This is a genomic window from Aureispira anguillae (genome assembly GCF_026000115.1).
Classification (GTDB): Bacteria; Bacteroidota; Bacteroidia; order Chitinophagales; family Saprospiraceae; genus Aureispira; species Aureispira anguillae.
Genome location: NZ_AP026867.1, coordinates 1,718,392 through 1,739,022, shown reverse-complemented (window position 1 = coordinate 1,739,022; position 20,631 = coordinate 1,718,392). Strand labels below are relative to the sequence as shown.

Here is a 20,631-nt window from a genome sequence, read left to right as displayed (position 1 = left end):
AAATTGGCTCATCTACTTTAGTACTTTACAACTTTTTGAGTGAAGAGCAATTGTTCGGCATTGCGTAAGGTTAAATAATAAATACCATTTGGCAAATCGCTAATTTCAAGCGTTGATTGCGTCTCTCCCAACTGTCCATTTTTTAGTTCTTGCCCAATTCCATTGATCAATTGATAGTTAACAGAACCGTCCAATTCTTGCCCTAAATCAATTGTCAATTGATGCTGAGTTGGGTTAGGGTAAACACTTATTTCATTTACAGAATTTGTTAACCTAAGAGAAGACAATAAATCTTCCACTTCATAAATTACTGTTGTTCCAGAAACTTCATTGCTAACAATCAACATATTTTTGTTGTTGTGGCTTTCTGCTGCTGGCACAAAAATCAATCCTTCAGGTGCAATATCTAACATCGTCCCTGTAGCTAAATCAAATGAATGGATGAAGTTTTCAAAAACAGGGTTATTAGGGTCGGTTACCTCATAAACCATGATTCCTCCTTGGCGTTCCAGACCAACAAAAGCATAAACTCTAGTTCCAATTTTTCCAATGGTGACCGCTTCTGGCTCTGCTCCTTTATCATCTGATCGATTGTCCATTTTAGCAGCTAAACCGTCATTACAATTAAAAAAGGTCGGGTAATTAGCAGCAATATACTGTTCGATTGCATCACCACTATCCCAAACCAAATTTCCAGCAGCATCCCAAATAGAAAAAGAACGAGCACCATAACTATACAATTCATCTACATCACCATCTCCATCGGTATCTCCAATAACATCTGCTGTAAACGTCTTCAAACGCCCCAATACGCTATCCCCTTGAAGAACATTGGCAGTAGGAAAAGCCGCAGAATCTAGGGTTAAGTTTTTAACTCTTGTCTCAGAGCTATACCCCCCATAATCTCTAGCATCTCCCTCATTGGCAGAAATAAAATAAGTAGTATTGTTAACCGTATAGGCTGCAATGGCATCAGGCTGATACACCCCTTTCACATTTTGAGTTAAGATATTAATTGCACCATCTACATTTGACGCATCCAAACCATTCCCCTGTACGCTGTGATCTTTAAAACCTAGCCCTTTATAGCTTAATATGGTATCTGCTGTTAAATCAACCAAAATCAATACATTGTTTTCTTGGCAAACCACTCCTGCCAAGGTCGATGCCTCATTTACCGCAATGTATTCGGGTTCCAAGTCCTCGGCATAAGTAGTGTTTGGTTTTTGAACACTTCCTGCAATGGTTGCTGGAGCATTGTTAAAATTAAGGAGCGTAACTTGGTTAGCGGTTAAGTTCATTACTCCCCCACTAATATCTATAATCCCAATACTTCCCTCTGGATCGATCGTATAAGCATCATTGGGCTCTCCTTCACAAGCTACTAAAACTTTGTTGCCATCCTTAGTTACGGTCAACATATCGGGCAAGGCTCCAACCATTAGTTCTACAACATAAGCCCCTGACATGTCAAAAAAGACAACTTTTCCTGAATCTTGCTTAATTGGTGCCTCTATTGCTGCGGCAAAATAACCATTATTAAGGTTAACCACAGAATTTATGCCTCCTCCATATAAGCTCACATCAACTCCCCCAACAACAATCGGTGCAGCAGGATTAGTTACATCAATAATATCAATCGAGTCGGTTGCTGCATTGGTAATAATCAATTGATGACTGGTAGAATCATAGGCAGCTATTTCACAAGCTCCATCTCTACCATCTGTGTAACGTCCTAATTCGTTAATCGATAGATTTTGGGCTGCTACCCAATTGACCATTATCATTAATAAAAGTAAGGTAAGTTTCATTTTTTATTGGTTTGTAACTGTTAAGAATAAGGTTGTTCATTTAACGCAAATGTACAGTCACTAGATTTACTGACATTTAAATATAAGCTATTTAAATGTTAAGTTTTGCAATCCTAAAATAAGGTATAAAAAGCTTCAATCAGTGCTCTTTCCCAAAACACGAATCAACGCATAATAGCCTATTTAACAAGCACAAATAAAAACATTTTCCATAATAAAAACAAGCATATTTATAAAAAGGCAATCTAAATAATTTTATCATAAGTTGTTCCTTTTTTTAATTTCCGTTAACAAACGAGAACTACTTTTGTGTCGAAAACAAGCCACTGCCCAATGACACTATTCAACTATCTTAACTTTATTAAAATCTAAAACAAGCTATGAAAAGATTAGCACTATTATTACTTGGTGTTATTTGTGTTACAACTGGATATGGACAAATCCAATTTGACCCAAGCATCCAACCTTCCTTTAGTTCTGATACTGTTGTAATGCATCCTTCTCCATTACAAACTCAAATCATTTTCATTGGAGGATATGATATGGTAGAAGCTACTGCAACTTATGGACAAGCCGCTCAAACCGTTGTTTCTAAATCGTGGAATGACTTTATTGGTTTTACTTCTGATAACTCTGGGCAGCACCTAGGGTGGATTTCGATTAATCATGAAAGAGTCGTTGCTGATGATCACCTAGGGGATGGTGGTGGAATGACTACCTTTTTGGTAGACAGAGACCCTAATACCGATTCTATTATTGTTACCAACCAAACCTTAGCAGATGGTCGTTCTGGAAAATTCTTCAACGTTGATTTTGTCAACCACACAGGAGAAACAGGTATGAATTGTGGAGGCATCACCTCTACTGTTGATGGTAGAATCTGGACCGCAGAAGAATGGTTCCGCTATGACAACGAAGACATTGCGGATAGAGACACTTCTGATTTTGTTATTGGAACAGGTACACTCAATGGTCAAGCTGCCCCTGCTGGTTTTCCTGGATTTAATGGCGATACCATCAAAAAGTATCAAAACTACAACTACATGACAGAAATTGACCCTAGACAAGCCGTTGCTATTCGCAAGCAATACAACTGGGGAAGACAAGCTTTTGAAGGTGGTGTTGTAATGCCTGACAACCAAACGGTTTATTTATCGGTGGATGCGACCCCTGCATTTTTTACCAAATTTGTAGCGACTACTGCGGGTGACTTTACTCAAGGAAAAACCTATGTGTACAAGCAAGATGCTCCTAACAACAAATGGATTGAAATTGACAACAATGATTTGGACAAAATGCTTGATTTCAAAACAGAAGCCGTAGCCGTTGGTGCAACGATGTTCAATCGCCTAGAGTGGTCTGCCAAAGATCCTAACTCTAATAAAATCTATATCACAGAAACGGGGCGTGATTATCCTGCTTCTAGATGGAAAGATGAGCATGCTGCTGGCGCTACCCACTCTGCTCACACCATGAATAGAGCTACCTTTGTACAAGGTACCCACCCTGATTCTAGCGATTATTGGGATTTTTATGGTAGAGTATTGCAATTTGATCCTGCTACAGATGCCATGACAGTATTCTTAGAAGGCGGTCCTCACTATGCTAACTCTCCTGATTCTAGCAACTATCCATACAACCACTTATCTAATCCTGATGGTTTGAACTTTTTGAATGTTAATGGGCAATCTTACATGATCATTTGCGAAGATTTGAATGGGACGTCTCATGGTAGAGTTCCTGCTGGTTTTTCTAATAGAACTTGCGAATTATACTTGTTTGATATGTCTGACAATACGCCTACCGTTAGCGATTTAGTACGCATTTCTTTTGCTCCTAAAGGCGCAGAAATTACAGGTGCTGTTGCGACTCCTGATGGAAAGACGATCTTTGTTAACTCTCAGCACCCAAGCAGCAGCAACCCATTTCCTTACAACCACTCCTTAACTTATGCCATTACAGGTTGGGATCAAACCGTTACAACGGTCAAAAATGCCTTAAAAAAACAAGGAGAATATGACTTTTTCCCTAACCCTGTTTCTCGTACGGTTTATTTCAAAAAAACAGGTGACTTTGCTATTTATGATGTTTATGGTCAACGTTTGGAAGTTCATAGAAATGTCAACCAAATTGACGTTGCCCACCTTGTGGCTGGCACTTACTTTATTCAAAACGAAGCTGGTGTTACCAAAAAACTAATCGTTAAATAACAGCTAACATCCTTCTATTTTTGATTTTGAGGTGATGAATGGTTTTAAAACCATTCATCACCTTTGTTTCATCAACCATTGATTAAATTTTTCGACAAAAAAGTTGTTTACAATCTTTTTTACCTTTCTAGATAAATAAAAAGCGTATGAAAAAGTTATTTCCAATTTTTGTATTAGCCCTATTGTTTGTATTGGTATCGATGACCAATCAGCCTTCATCTTCTCCTCTCCCTTCCCCCGCTTCTGTTCAAGTCAAAAGTGCTCTTATCAAGCAATTGCAACAATTAAGGACTACTTTAACGGCACTTTCTAATGCCTTGCAAAAAAAAGACATTACTACCGCTAAAACGATCTACTTAAAAAGCAGAACCTATTTTAAGCAAGCCGAGTTTTTAATTGCTTATTTGGCTCCACAACTCTATGAAAAGAACATCAATGAATCACCATTGCTAAAACCAGAGCCTAAGGTGGCAAGCAAAGAGACGCATTATCCCAAGGGGTTTCAAAGAATTGATGAATTGCTTTTTGAAAAGGACGTAGATACAAAGTATTTGTGCCATTTGGTCAAAAACTTAGACATCAACATAGAAACCTTTTATGAAAACATACAAACACTGCGCTTTTATGATTCTATCATCATTCACGCAATTAAAGAGCAGTTAATTCGTTCCTTTACGCTAGGCATTACAGGTTTTGACACGCCATCTTCCGATCATGCCATGGAAGATTTTAAACAAGTCAATAAAGGAATTGTACAAACGTTAAAGCTTTACAAAGATCATTTTTCAGCTGAATGGTTAGGTGAAATTTTTAAGCATTTTGACCAAATCGATTACCTATCTTTTGAAACCTTTGACCGCTATGACTATTTAGTAAAACAACTCATTCCCATTTTGGAGTGCTTAGAACAAATCCGAGTAACCGCTCATCTAGAAACCAAAGAAGAATTAAATCGCTTGCCACTGCCCATCAATAGTAGTTTTAGAAACCCTTTTCAAAAAGATTTCTTCAACCCATCCTACTTTACCCACATTCCAGCGAAAGAAGTTACCACTGAACGTATTTTATTAGGAAAACGCCTATTTAATGACCCTTTGTTGTCCAATAATTTAGCAACCTCTTGTGCGACTTGTCACAAAGAAGCACAGGCATTTACCGATCAGTTGCCACACAGCATGAACGGTGACAAAAGCCAAACGACTAGTCGAAATTCTCCTTCCTTAAATTATACCATATATGCCAGTGCCTACTTCCACGATTTGAGAGCCCACGACCTCAACAACCAATTCGATCATGTAATCCACAATGAAAAGGAGTTTAATTCTTCTTATCCTGCTATTATTAAAAAGCTAGCAACTCAAGAAGAATATAACGCACTTTTCAAAAAAAACTATGCTCAATATCCCAATGCTATCAGTACAGCAAGCATCAACCACGCCCTAAAATGTTACTTGATGAGTTTGCCTAGCTTTGACTCCCAATTTGATCAATTTGTACAAACCAAAACAATTGAAATTCCAACTGAAATTCGTCTAGGATTTAATCTCTTTATGGGCAAAGCGCAATGTGCTACCTGCCATTTTCCGCCAACATTTAGTGGCTTGGTTCCCCCTGCTTATGTGGATTCAGAATCGGAAGTATTGGGAGTCCTCATTAATGAGAATTACGAACAACCTATCTTGGATGAAGATCTAGGGCGAATGGCGAGTGGCATCGTAAAAGACAATTATGATTTTTTTGCCCATTCCTTTAAAACCGTAACAATTAGAAATGCAAAATTAAGTGCTCCCTACATGCACAATGGTTCTATAAAAACACTTGATAAAGTAATTGAGTTTTACGATCTTGGAGGAGGCTTGGGTATGGGGCTTGATTTGCCCAACCAAACGCTTCCAGAAAATGCTTTAAATTTGACAAAAACTGAAAAAAAGGCCTTAGTTGCCTTTATTGAATCCTTGACCGATAAGCATTATCAGTAGCTTATAATATTAGCCCTCAAAAAAGCTTGATTGAGGGCTAATATTATTTATATCCACTCAAATACTTCGCCACCATTTCTTTGTATGCTCGACCAATAGGCAATACAATTCCTCCAAAAAGGAAAATTTGAGTAGCGGTTATTTTGTCAATTTTTGAGCCGTTCATAATATAAGATTTATGAATTCTAGTAAATTGATGCGCTTGCAAATTTTCTTCCCAATACCTCAATGGTTTTGGCGAAAGATATTTTTTATTGCCTACAAAAATTTCTGAATAGTCGGCATCTGATTTTATATAAATAATATCATCAATCACTACTTTGAAGTGTTCGTAACCTGATTTAATAAACAGTTCTTTTTTGAGTACAGCAGTTGGTTCAGTTGTTATTTTTGAACTCATTAAGGTATTTCTTTCTGCCGCCTTCGTTATTGCCTTAACAAACCGCTGAAAGGAAAATGGCTTTAATAGATAATCCACAACATCAAACTCATAACTTTCCAAGGCATAATCCTGAAAAGCAGTCGTTAAAATAATTAGTGGTGGCTGAGACATAATTTTTAAGAAGTCAATCCCAGATATTTTAGGTAGATGAATGTCAAGAAAAACCAAATCTACCCTTTCTGATTTTAAATATTCTATCGCTTCAATTGCATCCAAAAAGGTTGCCTTCAACGTCAAGGACCCCACATCTTTGATGTATTTTTTTAAAATTCGTTGTGCAGGCGGTTGATCTTCTATTATAATACAATTCATTTATGCGACTTGATTCAATTTGAGCAATAAGAAAACTTTAAATAAGTTATCCTCTTCTTTAAATGTTAATTCATAAGAATCGGGGTACAATAGGTCCAATCGTTTTTGTACATTTTCCAAACCAATGCCATTAGAAAGATGCTCTGTATTGGATTGTTCTTCAAATGAATTAATGCAAGAAAACATTAGCTCCCCTTCCTCCTTAACCACAACCTTCACTTCAATAAAAATATTACTAGACTGGCTGGCAGTACTATGTTTAAAAGCATTCTCTACAAATACTACCAGTATTAAAGGAGCAATATGATAATCCCCTTTAAGATCGGCAGCAAAGCAAACACTTCCTCTATCTTCTATCTGCAATTCACTGATGTTGATAAAATTTTGAAGATGTTCAATCTCTTTGCTTAACAATACATATTCTGCCTTACAATCGTAGAGCATATACCTCAACACAGCAGATAACCCCAAAATAATTTCAGGTGTTTTAGGGGATTGTTCTATCGTATGTGCGTAAAGATTGTTCATATTATTGAACAAAAAATGAGGATTGATTTGAGACTTTAAAAACTGTAATTCGCTTTCCTTTATAGTCGCTTGCAAATCTTTCAACTCACGCTCTTTTCTCAAAGCATCCCAAGCAAATTTAAAACCAATCAAAATAACCGTTACTGGCAAAATATCTAACATTGTATAAAAAACGCCAGGAAATTTTTGAGCTCTTGTGTACGGAAAGTAAATTTGTTCTAAAACAAATTCCTCGATCAATAAAGCCGCTGCCATCAACAAAATCACAAAAAAAGCAAATTTTAAATAAGCCTTGGCGTACAAATAACGAGGCAACAACAAGTAATTAATCAGAAATGCGACCAAGGCATAATTAAAAAAAAATGCGACTTCAAAAGGCTCAACGCCAGGACTATTCCAATCAAATGCATAAAAAACAAAGACGATAAGATGCAATACCACTTGGAATAGCATTTCTAGAGCAGCTTGCTGCCAATATTTTATAATGTTTTTCATCGTCTAAAAATAAGCTTTTTCCCCTAAAAGAGGGAAAAGATTCTGGCAACAACAAAAACCTTCCCTTTAACGACTTTATTTTTCCATAAAAACTTGATTTGTTGTTTATCCTAAAACTTGTGCCGTTCAAAGAAATAATTTCCCCAACCGCTCCAATCTTTATTTTTTTGCTGCTTTCATTTACTAAAACAGCTTGCCAGTGAAAAATATCTTCTATTTCGTATTTTGTATTTTGTTTTTCCTTTCTTCTTCTACAGAACTTTGGGCACAACAAAACCAACTAACCATAACAGGTATTGTTGTTGAGCAACAAAGCCAACAAAGAATTCCCTTTGTAACTATTCTAGCGATCCACAATCAAAATCAACAAATTTTGGGCGGCACCACTTCGGCTGAAGATGGCAGTTTTGAATTTCAGGTTGCAACAGATAGTATTCATTTAGAGGTTAGTTTTATTGGTTTTAGCACCTTAAAGATAAGCGATTTCCAAGTTAACAATGCAGCCATTGATTTGGGAAAAATTGAATTATCAGAAGACAATGAAACCCTAGAAGAAGTTGTCGTTCGAGCAGAAAAATCACAAACAGAATTTAAATTAGATAAACGTGTTTTTAATGTTGGGAAAGATTTGAGCAGTACGGGAGCGAGTGCCTTAGAAGTACTCAACAATGTGCCTTCCGTTGATGTTAATCTCGAAGGGGAAATTAGCCTACGTGGAAAAGCAGGTGTTCAGGTATTAATCAATGGCAAACCTTCTATTCTAACCAATGAACAAAACAACGCTCTAGGCACAATAACAGCAGAAATGATTGAGAAGGTAGAAGTCATTACCAATCCATCTGCTAAATACGAAGCTGAAGGCACTTCAGGCATTATCAATATTGTAATGAAAAAAGCCGAAAAAAAGGGTCTGAATGGTGCGATCTCACTAAACACAGGCTTTCCCAATAATCATAGCCTTGGTTTAAGCCTCAATCATAGAAGTAAGAAGTTCAATTTTTTTAGTCAATTAGGAGTTGGCTATAAAACTTGGCCTCGAAAAAATGATTATATCAATCAAAACTTAGCAGATGGAAGCAAAATTTTAAGCAATGGAGACAATTTTAAACATGAATTGTTTTTTAATATTGCATTAGGAGCCGATTATTATATTGACGCACACAATACGATAACACTTTCGGGAGATTTTTCCTATGAATTTGAGCAGCAACCTTCTCTTCAACATTTTAGCTATTTAACCCACGACAGCTTGATTTCAGAATGGTATCGAGAAGAAAGCACAACTGCAACCAACCCTAAATGGCAATTTGAATTACAATATAAAAGAGATTTTAAAGACCACAAGGAGCATGACTTAATAATTAGCGCTTTGGGCAGTTTCTTCGGAAAAACCCTGTCATCTGATTTTAAAAACAAGATTACATTTGGCACAACCAACGATTCTTATCAGCAGAGCCAAACAGCCTTTAGGGAGTCTGAATATACCTTCAAAATAGATTATACGAAACCCTTTGGCGAGCATTTTAAACTGGAAGCGGGGAGTCAATTTGTCTTTTTTGACACCAACAATGATTATAAAGTATTGGATTTGATTCAAAATGACTGGACAGTAGACAGTAATCAGACCAATGTATTTGAGTACAATCAAAAAGTATTGGGAATTTACAGCATTGGTGCTTATAAAAATGATAAATGGGGCATTCAAATTGGGCTGCGAATGGAGTATACCAACTTGAATACAAAACTGGTTAACACCAATCAACTAAATACACAAAACTACATCAACTTATTTCCAAGTGCCCATGTATCCTACAAAGTTAATCAACGCTTTTCATTACAAGCAGGCTATTCTAGACGTATTAACAGACCTAATCTTTGGGATTTGAATCCATTTTTTAACATTCGCAATAATTTCATGATTCGAACAGGGAACCCTGAACTAAGACCAGAATTTAGCAATTCTTACGAAATGAATGGTATCTATATTTTAGAAAAATTATCGCTTAACTTAGGAATCTACCACCTTCATACTACAGATGTAATGGAGCAAGTTTCTTTCTTTGAGAACGACGTTAATACTTCAAAACCCGTCAACTTGGGTATAGACTGGTCTACTGGAGCAGAATTAAACCTTAAATACAATCCTACTAAATGGATGAGCATTAATGGAAATGCCAACTATAACTATTTCATTCGCCAAGGATCTTTTGATGGCACTGCATTTAATTTTAACGCTCATCGATGGTCAACTAAAATTACAGCAAAATTTAAATTGCCTTGGGATATAGAAACTGAAATCACAGGACATTATCGATCTAAATACCAAACCTTACAAGGACAAGTTGGAGCCAATATTTTTGCAGATGCTGGAATTCGAAAAAAAATAAAAGGAGGAAAAATGGTCGTTAGTTTTAGTGTAAGAGATCTTTTTGCTTCCCGCAATCGAAAAGTTGAGGTCTTCCAAGGTGATTTTTACAGTTATAGCTTTGGGCAACGTGGTCGTTTCTTTAGACTTGGTTTTAGTTATGGTTTTGGAAAAGGGGAAGCCATGGAGTATTCTGGTAGAAACATCTAATTTCATATAAAAAGTAGCCCCTTTGTCTCCCTTAAAAGGGGCGAATTAAATCGTTTAAATTAAAAATTATCATGAAACATTTAAGTTTAATCTTATTATTGAGTTTGGTTATAACCGCCTGTGAAAATGAGGCGCCTAATGAAGTTCCTAATGAATCGATCAATACCTCTACCCCTGCTGTAGAGCTAATAGGAGAAAAAAAAATTGACCTAGAAAAAAGCAAAATTTATTGGAAAGGTTACAAAATCATGGGCTTCCATTCTGGCACCATCCAACTATCGGAAGGACAAATAGATTTTAAAGATGGAAACATTAGCTCAGGGTCTTTTACTGTTGATATGAACTCTGTTGTTGTCTCGGATTTAATGGATGCAGGACAAGAAGAGGAAGAAGATGAAGAGCCTCATGACGAAAAAGCAGAATTAGCCGAGCACTTGATGGACTCTGATTTCTTTGATGCCAAACAGTTTCCCAAAGCAACATTTGTCATTCAAAAGGTTAGCCTACATAATAAGAATGCTTATACCATCACTGGTGATATGACCATCAAAGGAATCCAGCAGACGTTAACTTTTGATGCTCAATTAAAAAGCAATATCATAACGGCAACGGTGTCCATTAATAGAACTTCCTTTGGCATCAAATATGGCTCTGGAAGTTTCTTTAGCAACCTTGGTGATCGAGCAATTAAAGATGAATTTAGCCTTGACATCAGCTTAGTTCTACTGTAATAGATATTTTATAGAAAGCCCCCTTAGATCTTTTCTGATGGGGCTTTTTTTCTGTATGTATTTTGTCATAAATTTTAGCTTCGCTGAGTCTTTTTGGGTTCTGTTGAAAAACATAAGCACGAGAACCCCAAATAGCTTGATGCTAGTGCCTCAAAAGCTTAGTAAAAAACCGAACATACCAAACCTAGAATCATGACAGAACGTAGCGACTAGCACAGTGGTAGTTTTTCAACTATTCGGGTTTGCTTGTGCCTGTGGCACAAAGGTTACTGGCATAGTTCTAGTCTGTTGGCTTCTGAGGTGGAATGCCTTGTTCCACTATTTAATTAAAAACTGAATACATGGATGAATTTCAGACCACTTTTTATTCATATAACTAGGGGTTTTAAAATTAGATTTGGCACCCCAATAATCTTTTAAAACCTCAAAAGACATCCTGTATAAATATCTTTCCTTTGTTGATGAACTTGCATCTATGCTGATGTTTTGTATATCTTCTTTAATTGTAATGACTTTAACTTACTGACCAATAGTGCTGTATATCTCAATTGTGATTATTTCTTCTAGTAAGAGATTACTTTCAATAGTCAACTCTTTATCTGTTGGATTTGGATAAAGAACAACTTGCCACTCATTCATTTATACCTCTTCTTTTTGTTCCATTGGCTTAGAATGAATACTAGAAGAACAATCAAAATCTAAAAAATTCACATCTTCTACTTGAGATAACATTCCTCTTGCTTGATGGACTGCTGTACCTCCTTCTTGTGGACAATCTGATGCTATCAACCTCAATACAGATAATTGACTAGTAGAGTACATCATCGCAATACTTGTATCTTTTCTTGTATGATTTTTCCATCTAGCCATATACTCAGATAATAAATTCCATTTTCCCATTGTTGGGTATCTAATGTTATTCCTTGTTGTCTAGGTTGATGATACCAATAAACTTCTCGTCCTAATGCATCATGAATGGATAGTTGCTCTATCTCTTGTACGGCTTCTATATATACTAGATTACTAGTTGGGTTGGGGTAGATTTGTACTTCTTTTTCTATTATTTCTACAGTTTTTGTATTGGTGATGGTATCACAGGCTGAACCTGATAGGGCTGGGTTTTTGTAGTGTGGATGGTTTGGCATAAAAAAGCCATTGATAAAATTGGTATTGATATGATGCTGTAGAACACTACAAGCTGCACCTACAGAGTCTGGGTACTCTATCACGTGCATATAGGTTGTATTAGGGGCTACGCCATATATTTTACCATCTGGTGCTAACTCTAAACAATTAAATAGTGTTCTATTATTTGGAAAAAACTGATAAAAATTATCTACCCTAGCTACTGTATCTTTACTGCTTGCAATATTAGAAGCCCATAAGTCAAATTGATATAAATTTAAAAATGAAGCCATATATAAATACTGACCACTTGGTGATATACTAACAGCAGTACGACTTTGATTTATATCTGCAGAATCTTGGATAGCAATATGCACATTATTAGATAACAAGCCAGTACATCTATCAAAATCATAAATATCCAAATCATTTAGATAATCACAACGAACATACTTATCACCCTGTGGAGAGAACACAGCTTTGCCTGTCCATTCCGCTCCGCCTCCCTGACGACTGGTATCTCCTATATATTGCTCATACTCCAAAGTGATTTGATTCTCATGTATCAAAAAAGTATAAAAACCTATAGACTTTCCTTTCCCTTGTATTAGCCACCAATCTCGACCATTCGCATGTTTGACTGTATGGACTTGTCCCATTGATAAACTATCAGATACTAAAATTTGATTTTTTACCTCTACTTTTCCTAATCCATTATTGGCATTCATATCTACCAAACTATAATACAGATGTTCTGCAAATCCTGCAATTTGGGATGGATAAGTAATAGATTGATGAAAAATATAATATTTATTGACTTGCACTGGGTGTGGAAGGATTATAACATTATTACAAGTTGGATAACCTGTATTGTACCAACTATCAGATATTGGACCAGGGTTCAATGTATCACCATTTTGCATTAACTGATATTGATGATTATGAACACTAATTCCATTAGTATAAAATAATAAATTACCCAAACTATCACATATAGAAGTCATCGCTCTAAATGCTTCCATTCCTCCTTTGTTTATAGTATCAATGGTAAAAGAAGTAGCATTAAATTCTATTTGAGTAGAAGGATCGCTATTTCCAACCAACCAAATATTATCATGCTTTTGAGCTATTGCATTTGAAAAATAAAACAAACTGATTATTAATATTATATACTTCATATTCACTCAATATTAAAAGCCCCAATACAGTATTATCTGCATTTGGGCATAATTCATTATTTAGAAACTACAAAAGCCTTTGTTTTGCTATTATCTGCATTTTTTAATCGCATGATATAAACACCGTCCATTAATGAACTCGCATCAATATTGATGCTTTGTACATCTTTCTTGATTGTTAAGATTTGCACTTGTTGTCCTATAGAATTATAAATCTCAATAGTTGTTTCATTTTCAAGCATTTGATCACTTTCAATAGTTAATTTATCATCTGTGGGATTTGGATATAAGACTACTTCCCATCTATCTGATATAGTTTCTTCTATATCTTTTCCTTCCATTGGTTTGGAACGTAAATTCGAGCTACAATCAAAATCTAAGAAATTCACATCTTCTACTTGAGATAACATTCCTCTTTCTTGTGGGCAATCATAAGCAATTAACCTTAATGCAGATAATTGACTAGTAAAGGACCTCATCGCAATACTTGTATCTTTTCTTGTATGATTTTTCCATCTAGCCATATACTCAGATAATAAATTCCATTTTCCCATTGTTGGGTATCTAATGTTATTCCTTGTTGTCTAGGTTGATGATACCAATATACTTCTCGCCCTAATGCATCATGAACAGATAGTCGCTCTATCCCTTCTGTGGCTTCTATATACACTAGTCTACTGGTTGGATTGGGATAGATTTGTACTTCTTTTTCTGTTATTTCTACAGTTTTTGTATTGGTGATGGTATCACAGGCTGAACCTGATAGGGCTGGGGTGCGGTAATGTGGATGGTTTGGCATAAAAAAGCCATTGATAAAATTGGTATTGATATGATGTTGTAATACACTACTAGCTGTTCCTGCAGAGTCTGGGTACTCTATCACGTGCATATAAGTCGTATTGGGGGCGACACCATATATTTTGCCATCTGGGGCTAATTGCAAAAAGTTAAAAGCAGCTCTATTGGCAGGAATAAACTGATAAAAATTATCGACATGGGCTATAGTGTCTTTTGTACTTTCTATATTTGTAGTCCATAAGTTAAATTGATATAAATCTAAGGAAGAAGCTAAATACAAATACTGCCCACTTGGTGATACGGCTACTCCTCCTACACCTCCATTAAAATCCGCAGAGTCTTGGATTGCAATATGGACATTATTGGATAATAAACCTATGCATCTATCAAAATCATAAATGTCCAAGTCATTCAAATAATCATAACGTACATATTTATCGCCTTGTGAGGAGAACACAGCTTGTCCTTTCCATTCTGCTCCGCCTCCTATTCTACTAGTATCACCTATATATTGCTCATGTTCTAAAGTAATTTGATTCTCATGGACTAAAAAAGTATAAAATCCTATGGAATGTCCTTTTCCTTGTATCAACCACCAATCTCTACCATTTGCATGCTTCACTGCATGTATTTGTCCCATAGACAGACTATCTGAGACTAAAATTTGATTCTTCAATTCTACTCTTCCCAAACCTCCATTAGCATTCATATCTATTAAGCTATAATATAAATGCTCGGCAAATCCTGCAATTTGTGATGGATAAGTAATCGACTGATGAAAGATGTAATATTTATTCATTTGTACTGGATGTGGAAGGATAATGATACTGTTACATGTTGGATATCCTGCTGTTCTAAAATCATCTGCTACTAATCCAGGATTCAAACTATCTCCATTATCCATCATCTGATGCTGATGATTATTCACCCAAATCCCATTGGTATAAAATAATAAATTCCCTAAACTATCACAGATAGAGGTCATTGCTCTAAATCCCTCCATCCCTCCTTTATTTACAGTATCAAGACTGAAAGAAGTACTATTAAACTCTATTTGACTTGATGGGTCATAACTTCCAACTAACCAAATATTATCATGTTTTTGGGCTATTACATTTGAAAAATAAAATAGAATGATTATTGATATAAAATATTTCATATTTATCGATATAAAAATCCCAAACACAATATAAAAACTGCATTTGGGCTAGGTTTATTTATTTGGAGACTACAAAAGCCTTTGTTTTGCTATTATTTCCGTTTTTCAACCTCATAATGTAGACACCATCTAATAAAGAACTCGCATCAATGTTAATGCTTTGTATATCTTCCTCAATGGTTAATATTTGTACTTGTTGCCCCAAAGAGTTGTAAATCTCAATTGTTGTTTCACCCTCAAGTATTTGATTACTTTCAACAGTCAATTTATCATCTGTTGGATTTGGATATAATATGACTTCCCATATATCAATTGTATTTGTATTTTCATTGCTCTGCTCCATTGGCTTAGAACGTAAATTTGAGCTACAATCAAAATCTAAAAAATTCACATCTTCTATTCTTGACAGCATTCCTCTTGCAGTGTGTACTGCTTTCCCTCCTTCCTGTGGACAATCAGATGCTATCAATCTCAAAATAGATAATTGGCTATTACTATATTCCAAGATTCCTTTAGCAACTGTATTCAAGTATATATCATTTACTTGCTGTTCAAACAACTCATGTTTAACAATCGTACTAATGCTATTATTCACATTACAAATAGGAGTTAGACTTGCCTGTTGTTGGTTATTTACATTTGATAATAATGCCTGTCTCTGATTAGAGACTGTAATCAGTTGTTGAGTAAAGTTAGTTCTTGTATTTGCTGTATTAATGTTATAATTAACAGCTAACATAGAATCCAAACAAGATAACGTGTCCAAGTAATAATTACATACTTTTTTCAAGCTATCTAAAACTAAAGAATCTGTAAAAATGATACTGAATGCTTGTTTACATTGCTCACTTACATTATCAGAATGCCCTATACAATTTGTCTGACAAGTCGTCACAAAATTGCTAAATATTCCTTGCTGTAAACTTGGATTTCCTACTAACTTTCTGTATAAACCTCTTTGTCCTGTATATCTTGCATTTGGAGTATAAGCAGTTGTAGTAAATGTACCTAAAGCTAAAGAACTGTCTCTTGCTGTCAATAAAGAAATATTATTACTACTTATTGTACTAAAGAATGGAGAAGCCAACAAAGGTGCCCTACAAATCAGTTGTGGTGTATTACAATCAAAAGTATTTGTACCAAATTGAGGCGTAAACCATGTAGGGGGTAAAGTTCCAGTTGGTCCAAAATTATTTGGCACATTATTCGGAATGCTCAAATCAATAAAAAATACTGATGCTGGCAGATTAGCCAAATTAAAATTTTGAGCATCTTCAGTTGTATTTCCAGTCCATCTATTACCGTGTAATTCTTGGTTACCATTCGGTAAGTTCGTTCGTTGCACCCCAATAACCGCATTACTCTCCAACAACAATCCAGTTTCATGCCGATCAAACCGATTCCCTCTAAACTGCAGATTATTAAACCCTTCAAAATAGACCCCAATATTGGTTCTATCCACAGCATTACACTGATAAATACTCTGTCCCCCTAGTGTAGCATTGGTAGCGCCCACAATTCCAAAGACATCAGCAGCATTCAGCGTTTGCCTATTGCCCTCAATGCTATTGCATTCCACCAAAAGACGACTATTGAGTACACTAATCCCTGCACGTTCAGGACTAGCGCCTTTCATAGTGATGGTATTATTCTGAATTACGCCAATCAAATTAACAGCATTATTGTTATGATTGCTCACCACAATGCCATTTTGCGCTTGGTTGGCTTCTAAGGTATTACTAGAAATTCTCAAAGAAGAAGCGGCTCCTGTTAGGGGGCTGTCAGAAAAATGCAAAACAGATAATTGATGATTAGCATACCTCATCTCAATACATGTATCTTTTCTTGAACAATTTTTCCATCTAGCCATATACTGATATAATAAATCCCATTATCCCATTGTTGGGTATCTAATGTTATCCCTTGTTGTCTAGGTTGATGATACCAATATACTTTTCGCCCTAGTGCATCATGGATGGATAGTTGCTCTATCTCTTGTACGGCTTCTATATACACTAGTCCACTGGTTGGATTGGGGTAAATTTGGATCTCTTTTTCGGGTGTTTCTACAGTTTCTATACTTGTGATGGTATCACAGGCTGAACCTGATAGGGCTGGGGTTCTGTAGTGGGGGAAGTTGGGAATATGACTATTGATAAATAAAAGATTCTGTCCTCTTTGTACTACATCACAACCTACACCACCGACATTAGGATTATTGATGACATGAAGATAAGGTGAACCAAAAGATACACTATATATTTTTCCGTCTGGAGCAGTTTGTATAGACCCAAAAAATGTTTGAAAAATTCCTATATGTAAGTGGTTGTCATAGACTCCTACAGTATCTCTGGTACTAGCAATATTAGAAGCCCATAAATCAAATTGATACATATAAATATAAGAAGACACATACAAATACCTATCATTGGGTGACACAGCTACGCCCATAAAAAAACCACCAGCTACATTGTCTGCCGAGTCTTGTACTGGGATATGTTCATAATTAGCTAAATACCCTGTGCACCTATCAAAATCAAACATATCTAAGTCGTTTTCTTGGTCATATCTAAAATACTTGTCACCTTGATGGGTAAATGTGGCTTGTCCTATAAATTCAGAGTCATGAAGACTAACATTGCCTATGTATTGTTTATGATGGTAAGTAATAGTACTATCTGCTATTAAAAAAATATAATAGCCATTGGAGTATGCCATCGGTTGTATTAGCCACCAATCTCTACCATTACCATGTTTGACAACTTCTAATTGACCTACACACATCGAGTCATTTTCTAATAAGACTTGATTCTTTTTATCTACTCTACCTAAACCTCCATTTGCATTCATATCCACTAAAGTATAGTAGAGTTTTTCTGCAAAACCATCTAAAGCACTACTGTAAGATACACCTTGATGAAAAACATAATATTTATTAGCTTGTACTGGATGAGGGATGCTTGTAATTGCTTCTACATAAGGATAGCCATTTGTACTATTTGTTGCTAACTGCCCAGGGTTCAGTCCATTTCCATTTTGCATTAATTGATATTGGGTATTGTAAATTTTAATACCATTTGTATAAAATAAAAGATTTCCTAAACTATCTGAAACAGTTAAATTAGTCTTTGATATTTTTAAATTCCTAATAGCTGTATCAGTTGTAACAGTTGGTAAAAATTCTACTTGAGTGGATAAATTTCCATATTCTTGGGATAACATCCATGTGTTATCATGCTGTTGTCCTCGTGTATTTGAAAAATAAAATAGACTGATTGTAAGTATTAAATATTTCATATTTTCTGGATGTAAAAAGTCCAAATACAGACTGCTCTGCATTTGGACTTAATTTTTTATTTAGATACTACGAATGCTTTGGTTTTCACATTAGCTCCATTTTTTAAACGCATGATATAGACGCCATCTATTAATGAACTAGCATCGATGCTTATACTCTGTATATCCTCTTTGATTGTAATAACTTTAATTTGCTGACCTAGAGAATTATATATTTCAATCGTGGTTGTATTCTCTAGTATTTGATTACTTTCAATTGTCAATTTATCATCTGTAGGATTTGGATATAAAGTAATTTCCCATTCACTTGTTGATGCTTCTTCTTGCTCCATTGGCTTAGAACGTAAATTAGAAGAACAATCAAAATCTAAGAAATTCACATCTTCTACTTGAGATAACACTCCTCTTGCTTGTGGGCAATCATAAGCAATTAACCTCAATACGGATAATTGACTAGTAGAGTACATCATCGCAATACTTGTATTTTTTCTTGTATGATTTTTCCATCTAGCCATATACTGATATAATAAATCCCATTTTCCCATTGTTGGGTATCTAATGTTATTCCTTGTTGTCTAGGTTGATTATACCAATATACTTCTCGCCCTAGTGCATCATGGATGGATAGTTGCTCTATCTCTTGTACGGCTTCTATATACACTAGTCCACTGGTTGGATTGGGGTAAATTTGGATCTCTTTTTCTGGTGTTTCTACAGTTTCTATACTTGTGATGGTATCACAGGCTGAACCTGATAGGGTTGGGGTTCTGTAGTGGGGTAGATTGGGAATATGAGAATTATTATAGTATATGTTTACTGCCCTTTGAATCGTATTAGAGCCTATTCCTCCTATATTAGGATTATTGATAACATGTAAATATGGAGCACTACTTATCATGCTATATATTTTGCCATTTGGGGCAGATTGTATAAAACCAAATAGAGTTGGAAGGTTTCCTATTTTATAATTATCATAAACAGCCACAGTATCTATTGATGCAGCAATGTTAGATGCCCATAAATCAAATTGATAAAGATATATCCAAGAGGAGACATACAAATATCTATCATTAGGTGAGCTTGCTACTCCTGTTAAAACAAAACTATTGGTGATATTGTCAATAGAGTCAATAATAGGTATGTGCAAATAATTAGAAAGCAACCCTGTACATCTATCAAAATCATAAATATCTAAGTCATTTCTATAGTCATATCTAAAATATTTATTTCCATCATGGCTAAATGTAGCTTGTCCTGCTACCTCGCTCCCTAATATTTTAGAAGCACCAAGGTATTGTTTGTGATGGTAATTAATAGCATTTCCTTCAATCAAAAAAATATGATAACCATTAGAACCACTCATTGGTTGAATAAGCCACCAATCTCTACCATTACCATGCTTGACTACTTCTAATTGTCCTCCACACATAGAATCATTTTCTAATAAAATTTGATTCTTTTTTTCTACTTTTCCTAAACCTCCATTAGCATTCATATCTATTAGAGTATAATAGAGTTTTTCAGCAAATCCTGCTACGACGCTTGTATAAGTTGCTGCTTGATGAAATATATAGTATTTGTTAGCTTGGCTTGGGTGAGGAATTGATATTATTCCTTCATTAATAGTATAGCCTATAACACTATTATTATTCGCTATTTGTCCAGGATTTAAACTATCTCCATTTTGCATTAACTGATGCTGGGCATTATGGACTTTTATTCCATTAGAATAAAAAATTAGATTCCCTAGACTATCTGACATAGAAAGAGCTGTACGAGTTATAGGCATATTTCTAATTAAAGTGTCTATTATTAAGGTACTCGAAGAAAAGGCAGCTTTAGCAGAAGGCAAAGCTGTATGACCTCCTAGTAACCAGTTCTTATCATATTGTTGTGCAAAACAACTTGAAAAAAAACCCAAACTAAATAGGATAAAAAAATATTTCATTTAAAAAAGATAAAAAAGCCCAAAGAAATAGAATTTATCTCTT

The 20,631-nt window shown here is 35.3% G+C and carries 15 protein-coding genes; 4 read left to right on the top strand and 11 right to left on the bottom strand.

Annotation, left to right across the window (positions count from 1 at the left end):
• Nucleotides 1-17: 17 nt before the first annotated feature.
• On the bottom strand, nucleotides 18-1,811 hold the full coding sequence (locus tag AsAng_RS06550; protein ID WP_264791993.1) for a T9SS type A sorting domain-containing protein: 1,794 nt from the start codon (nucleotides 1,809-1,811) through the stop codon (nucleotides 18-20).
• A 380-nt stretch (nucleotides 1,812-2,191) separates the two neighbouring features.
• On the opposite strand from AsAng_RS06550, the gene AsAng_RS06545 reads away from it, so the two are divergent.
• Together AsAng_RS06545 and AsAng_RS06540 are read left to right on the top strand one after the other, a co-directional pair.
• Nucleotides 2,192-4,021, top strand: coding sequence for an alkaline phosphatase PhoX (locus AsAng_RS06545; protein ID WP_264791992.1), 1,830 nt, complete (start codon nucleotides 2,192-2,194; stop codon nucleotides 4,019-4,021).
• A 146-nt stretch (nucleotides 4,022-4,167) separates the two neighbouring features.
• Entirely contained in the window at nucleotides 4,168-6,000 is a 1,833-nt protein-coding gene (locus tag AsAng_RS06540; protein ID WP_264791991.1) for a cytochrome c peroxidase, read from the top strand.
• A 43-nt stretch (nucleotides 6,001-6,043) separates the two neighbouring features.
• On the opposite strand, the gene AsAng_RS06535 is transcribed toward AsAng_RS06540, so the two are convergent.
• Together AsAng_RS06535 and AsAng_RS06530 are read right to left on the bottom strand one after the other, a co-directional pair.
• Nucleotides 6,044-6,754 carry a LytR/AlgR family response regulator transcription factor gene (locus tag AsAng_RS06535; RefSeq protein WP_264791990.1) on the bottom strand — a complete coding sequence of 237 codons (711 nt, stop codon included), beginning with the start codon at nucleotides 6,752-6,754 and terminating at the stop codon, nucleotides 6,044-6,046.
• Nucleotides 6,755-7,777 (bottom strand): sensor histidine kinase, encoded by a 1,023-nt coding sequence (locus AsAng_RS06530; protein WP_264791989.1) that lies wholly within the window; start codon nucleotides 7,775-7,777, stop codon nucleotides 6,755-6,757. It lies immediately after the preceding gene.
• 199 nt (nucleotides 7,778-7,976) lie between these two features.
• Between AsAng_RS06530 and AsAng_RS06525 the strand changes: the two genes are divergently transcribed.
• Nucleotides 7,977-10,352, top strand: a complete 2,376-nt coding sequence (locus tag AsAng_RS06525) for an outer membrane beta-barrel family protein (RefSeq protein WP_264791988.1) — start codon at nucleotides 7,977-7,979, stop codon at nucleotides 10,350-10,352.
• Between the two features lie 71 nt (nucleotides 10,353-10,423).
• A complete protein-coding gene (locus AsAng_RS06520; protein ID WP_264791987.1) occupies nucleotides 10,424-11,083 on the top strand; it encodes a YceI family protein in 660 nt (219 codons plus the stop codon).
• A gap of 639 nt (nucleotides 11,084-11,722) precedes the next feature.
• Here the strand turns inward: AsAng_RS06520 and AsAng_RS06515 are convergent.
• The 8 genes from AsAng_RS06515 to AsAng_RS06480 are packed head-to-tail and all read right to left on the bottom strand — an operon-like array spanning nucleotide 11,723 to nucleotide 20,588.
• The gene (locus tag AsAng_RS06515) at nucleotides 11,723-11,908 is read right to left on the bottom strand and encodes a hypothetical protein (RefSeq protein WP_264791986.1); all 186 of its coding nucleotides are present in this window, start codon (nucleotides 11,906-11,908) and stop codon (nucleotides 11,723-11,725) included.
• Entirely contained in the window at nucleotides 11,905-13,386 is a 1,482-nt protein-coding gene (locus AsAng_RS06510; protein WP_264791985.1) for a T9SS type A sorting domain-containing protein, read from the bottom strand. Before AsAng_RS06510 ends, AsAng_RS06515 begins: the two co-directional genes overlap by 4 nt.
• Before the next feature lie 56 nt (nucleotides 13,387-13,442).
• A complete protein-coding gene (locus AsAng_RS06505) occupies nucleotides 13,443-13,910 on the bottom strand; it encodes a T9SS type A sorting domain-containing protein (protein WP_264791984.1) in 468 nt (155 codons plus the stop codon).
• Nucleotides 13,862-15,343 (bottom strand): T9SS type A sorting domain-containing protein, encoded by a 1,482-nt coding sequence (locus AsAng_RS06500; protein ID WP_264791983.1) that lies wholly within the window; start codon nucleotides 15,341-15,343, stop codon nucleotides 13,862-13,864. The genes AsAng_RS06505 and AsAng_RS06500 overlap by 49 nt, the downstream gene beginning before the upstream one ends.
• Before the next feature lie 58 nt (nucleotides 15,344-15,401).
• Entirely contained in the window at nucleotides 15,402-17,168 is a 1,767-nt protein-coding gene (locus tag AsAng_RS06495) for a T9SS type A sorting domain-containing protein (RefSeq protein ID WP_264791982.1), read from the bottom strand.
• Nucleotides 17,165-18,640 (bottom strand): T9SS type A sorting domain-containing protein, encoded by a 1,476-nt coding sequence (locus tag AsAng_RS06490; protein WP_264791981.1) that lies wholly within the window; start codon nucleotides 18,638-18,640, stop codon nucleotides 17,165-17,167. Before AsAng_RS06490 ends, AsAng_RS06495 begins: the two co-directional genes overlap by 4 nt.
• Nucleotides 18,641-18,696: 56 nt before the next feature.
• Nucleotides 18,697-19,155, bottom strand: a complete 459-nt coding sequence (locus AsAng_RS06485; RefSeq protein ID WP_264791980.1) for a T9SS type A sorting domain-containing protein — start codon at nucleotides 19,153-19,155, stop codon at nucleotides 18,697-18,699.
• Entirely contained in the window at nucleotides 19,107-20,588 is a 1,482-nt protein-coding gene (locus AsAng_RS06480) for a T9SS type A sorting domain-containing protein (RefSeq protein WP_264791979.1), read from the bottom strand. Before AsAng_RS06480 ends, AsAng_RS06485 begins: the two co-directional genes overlap by 49 nt.
• Between the last annotated feature and the right edge of the window lie 43 nt (nucleotides 20,589-20,631).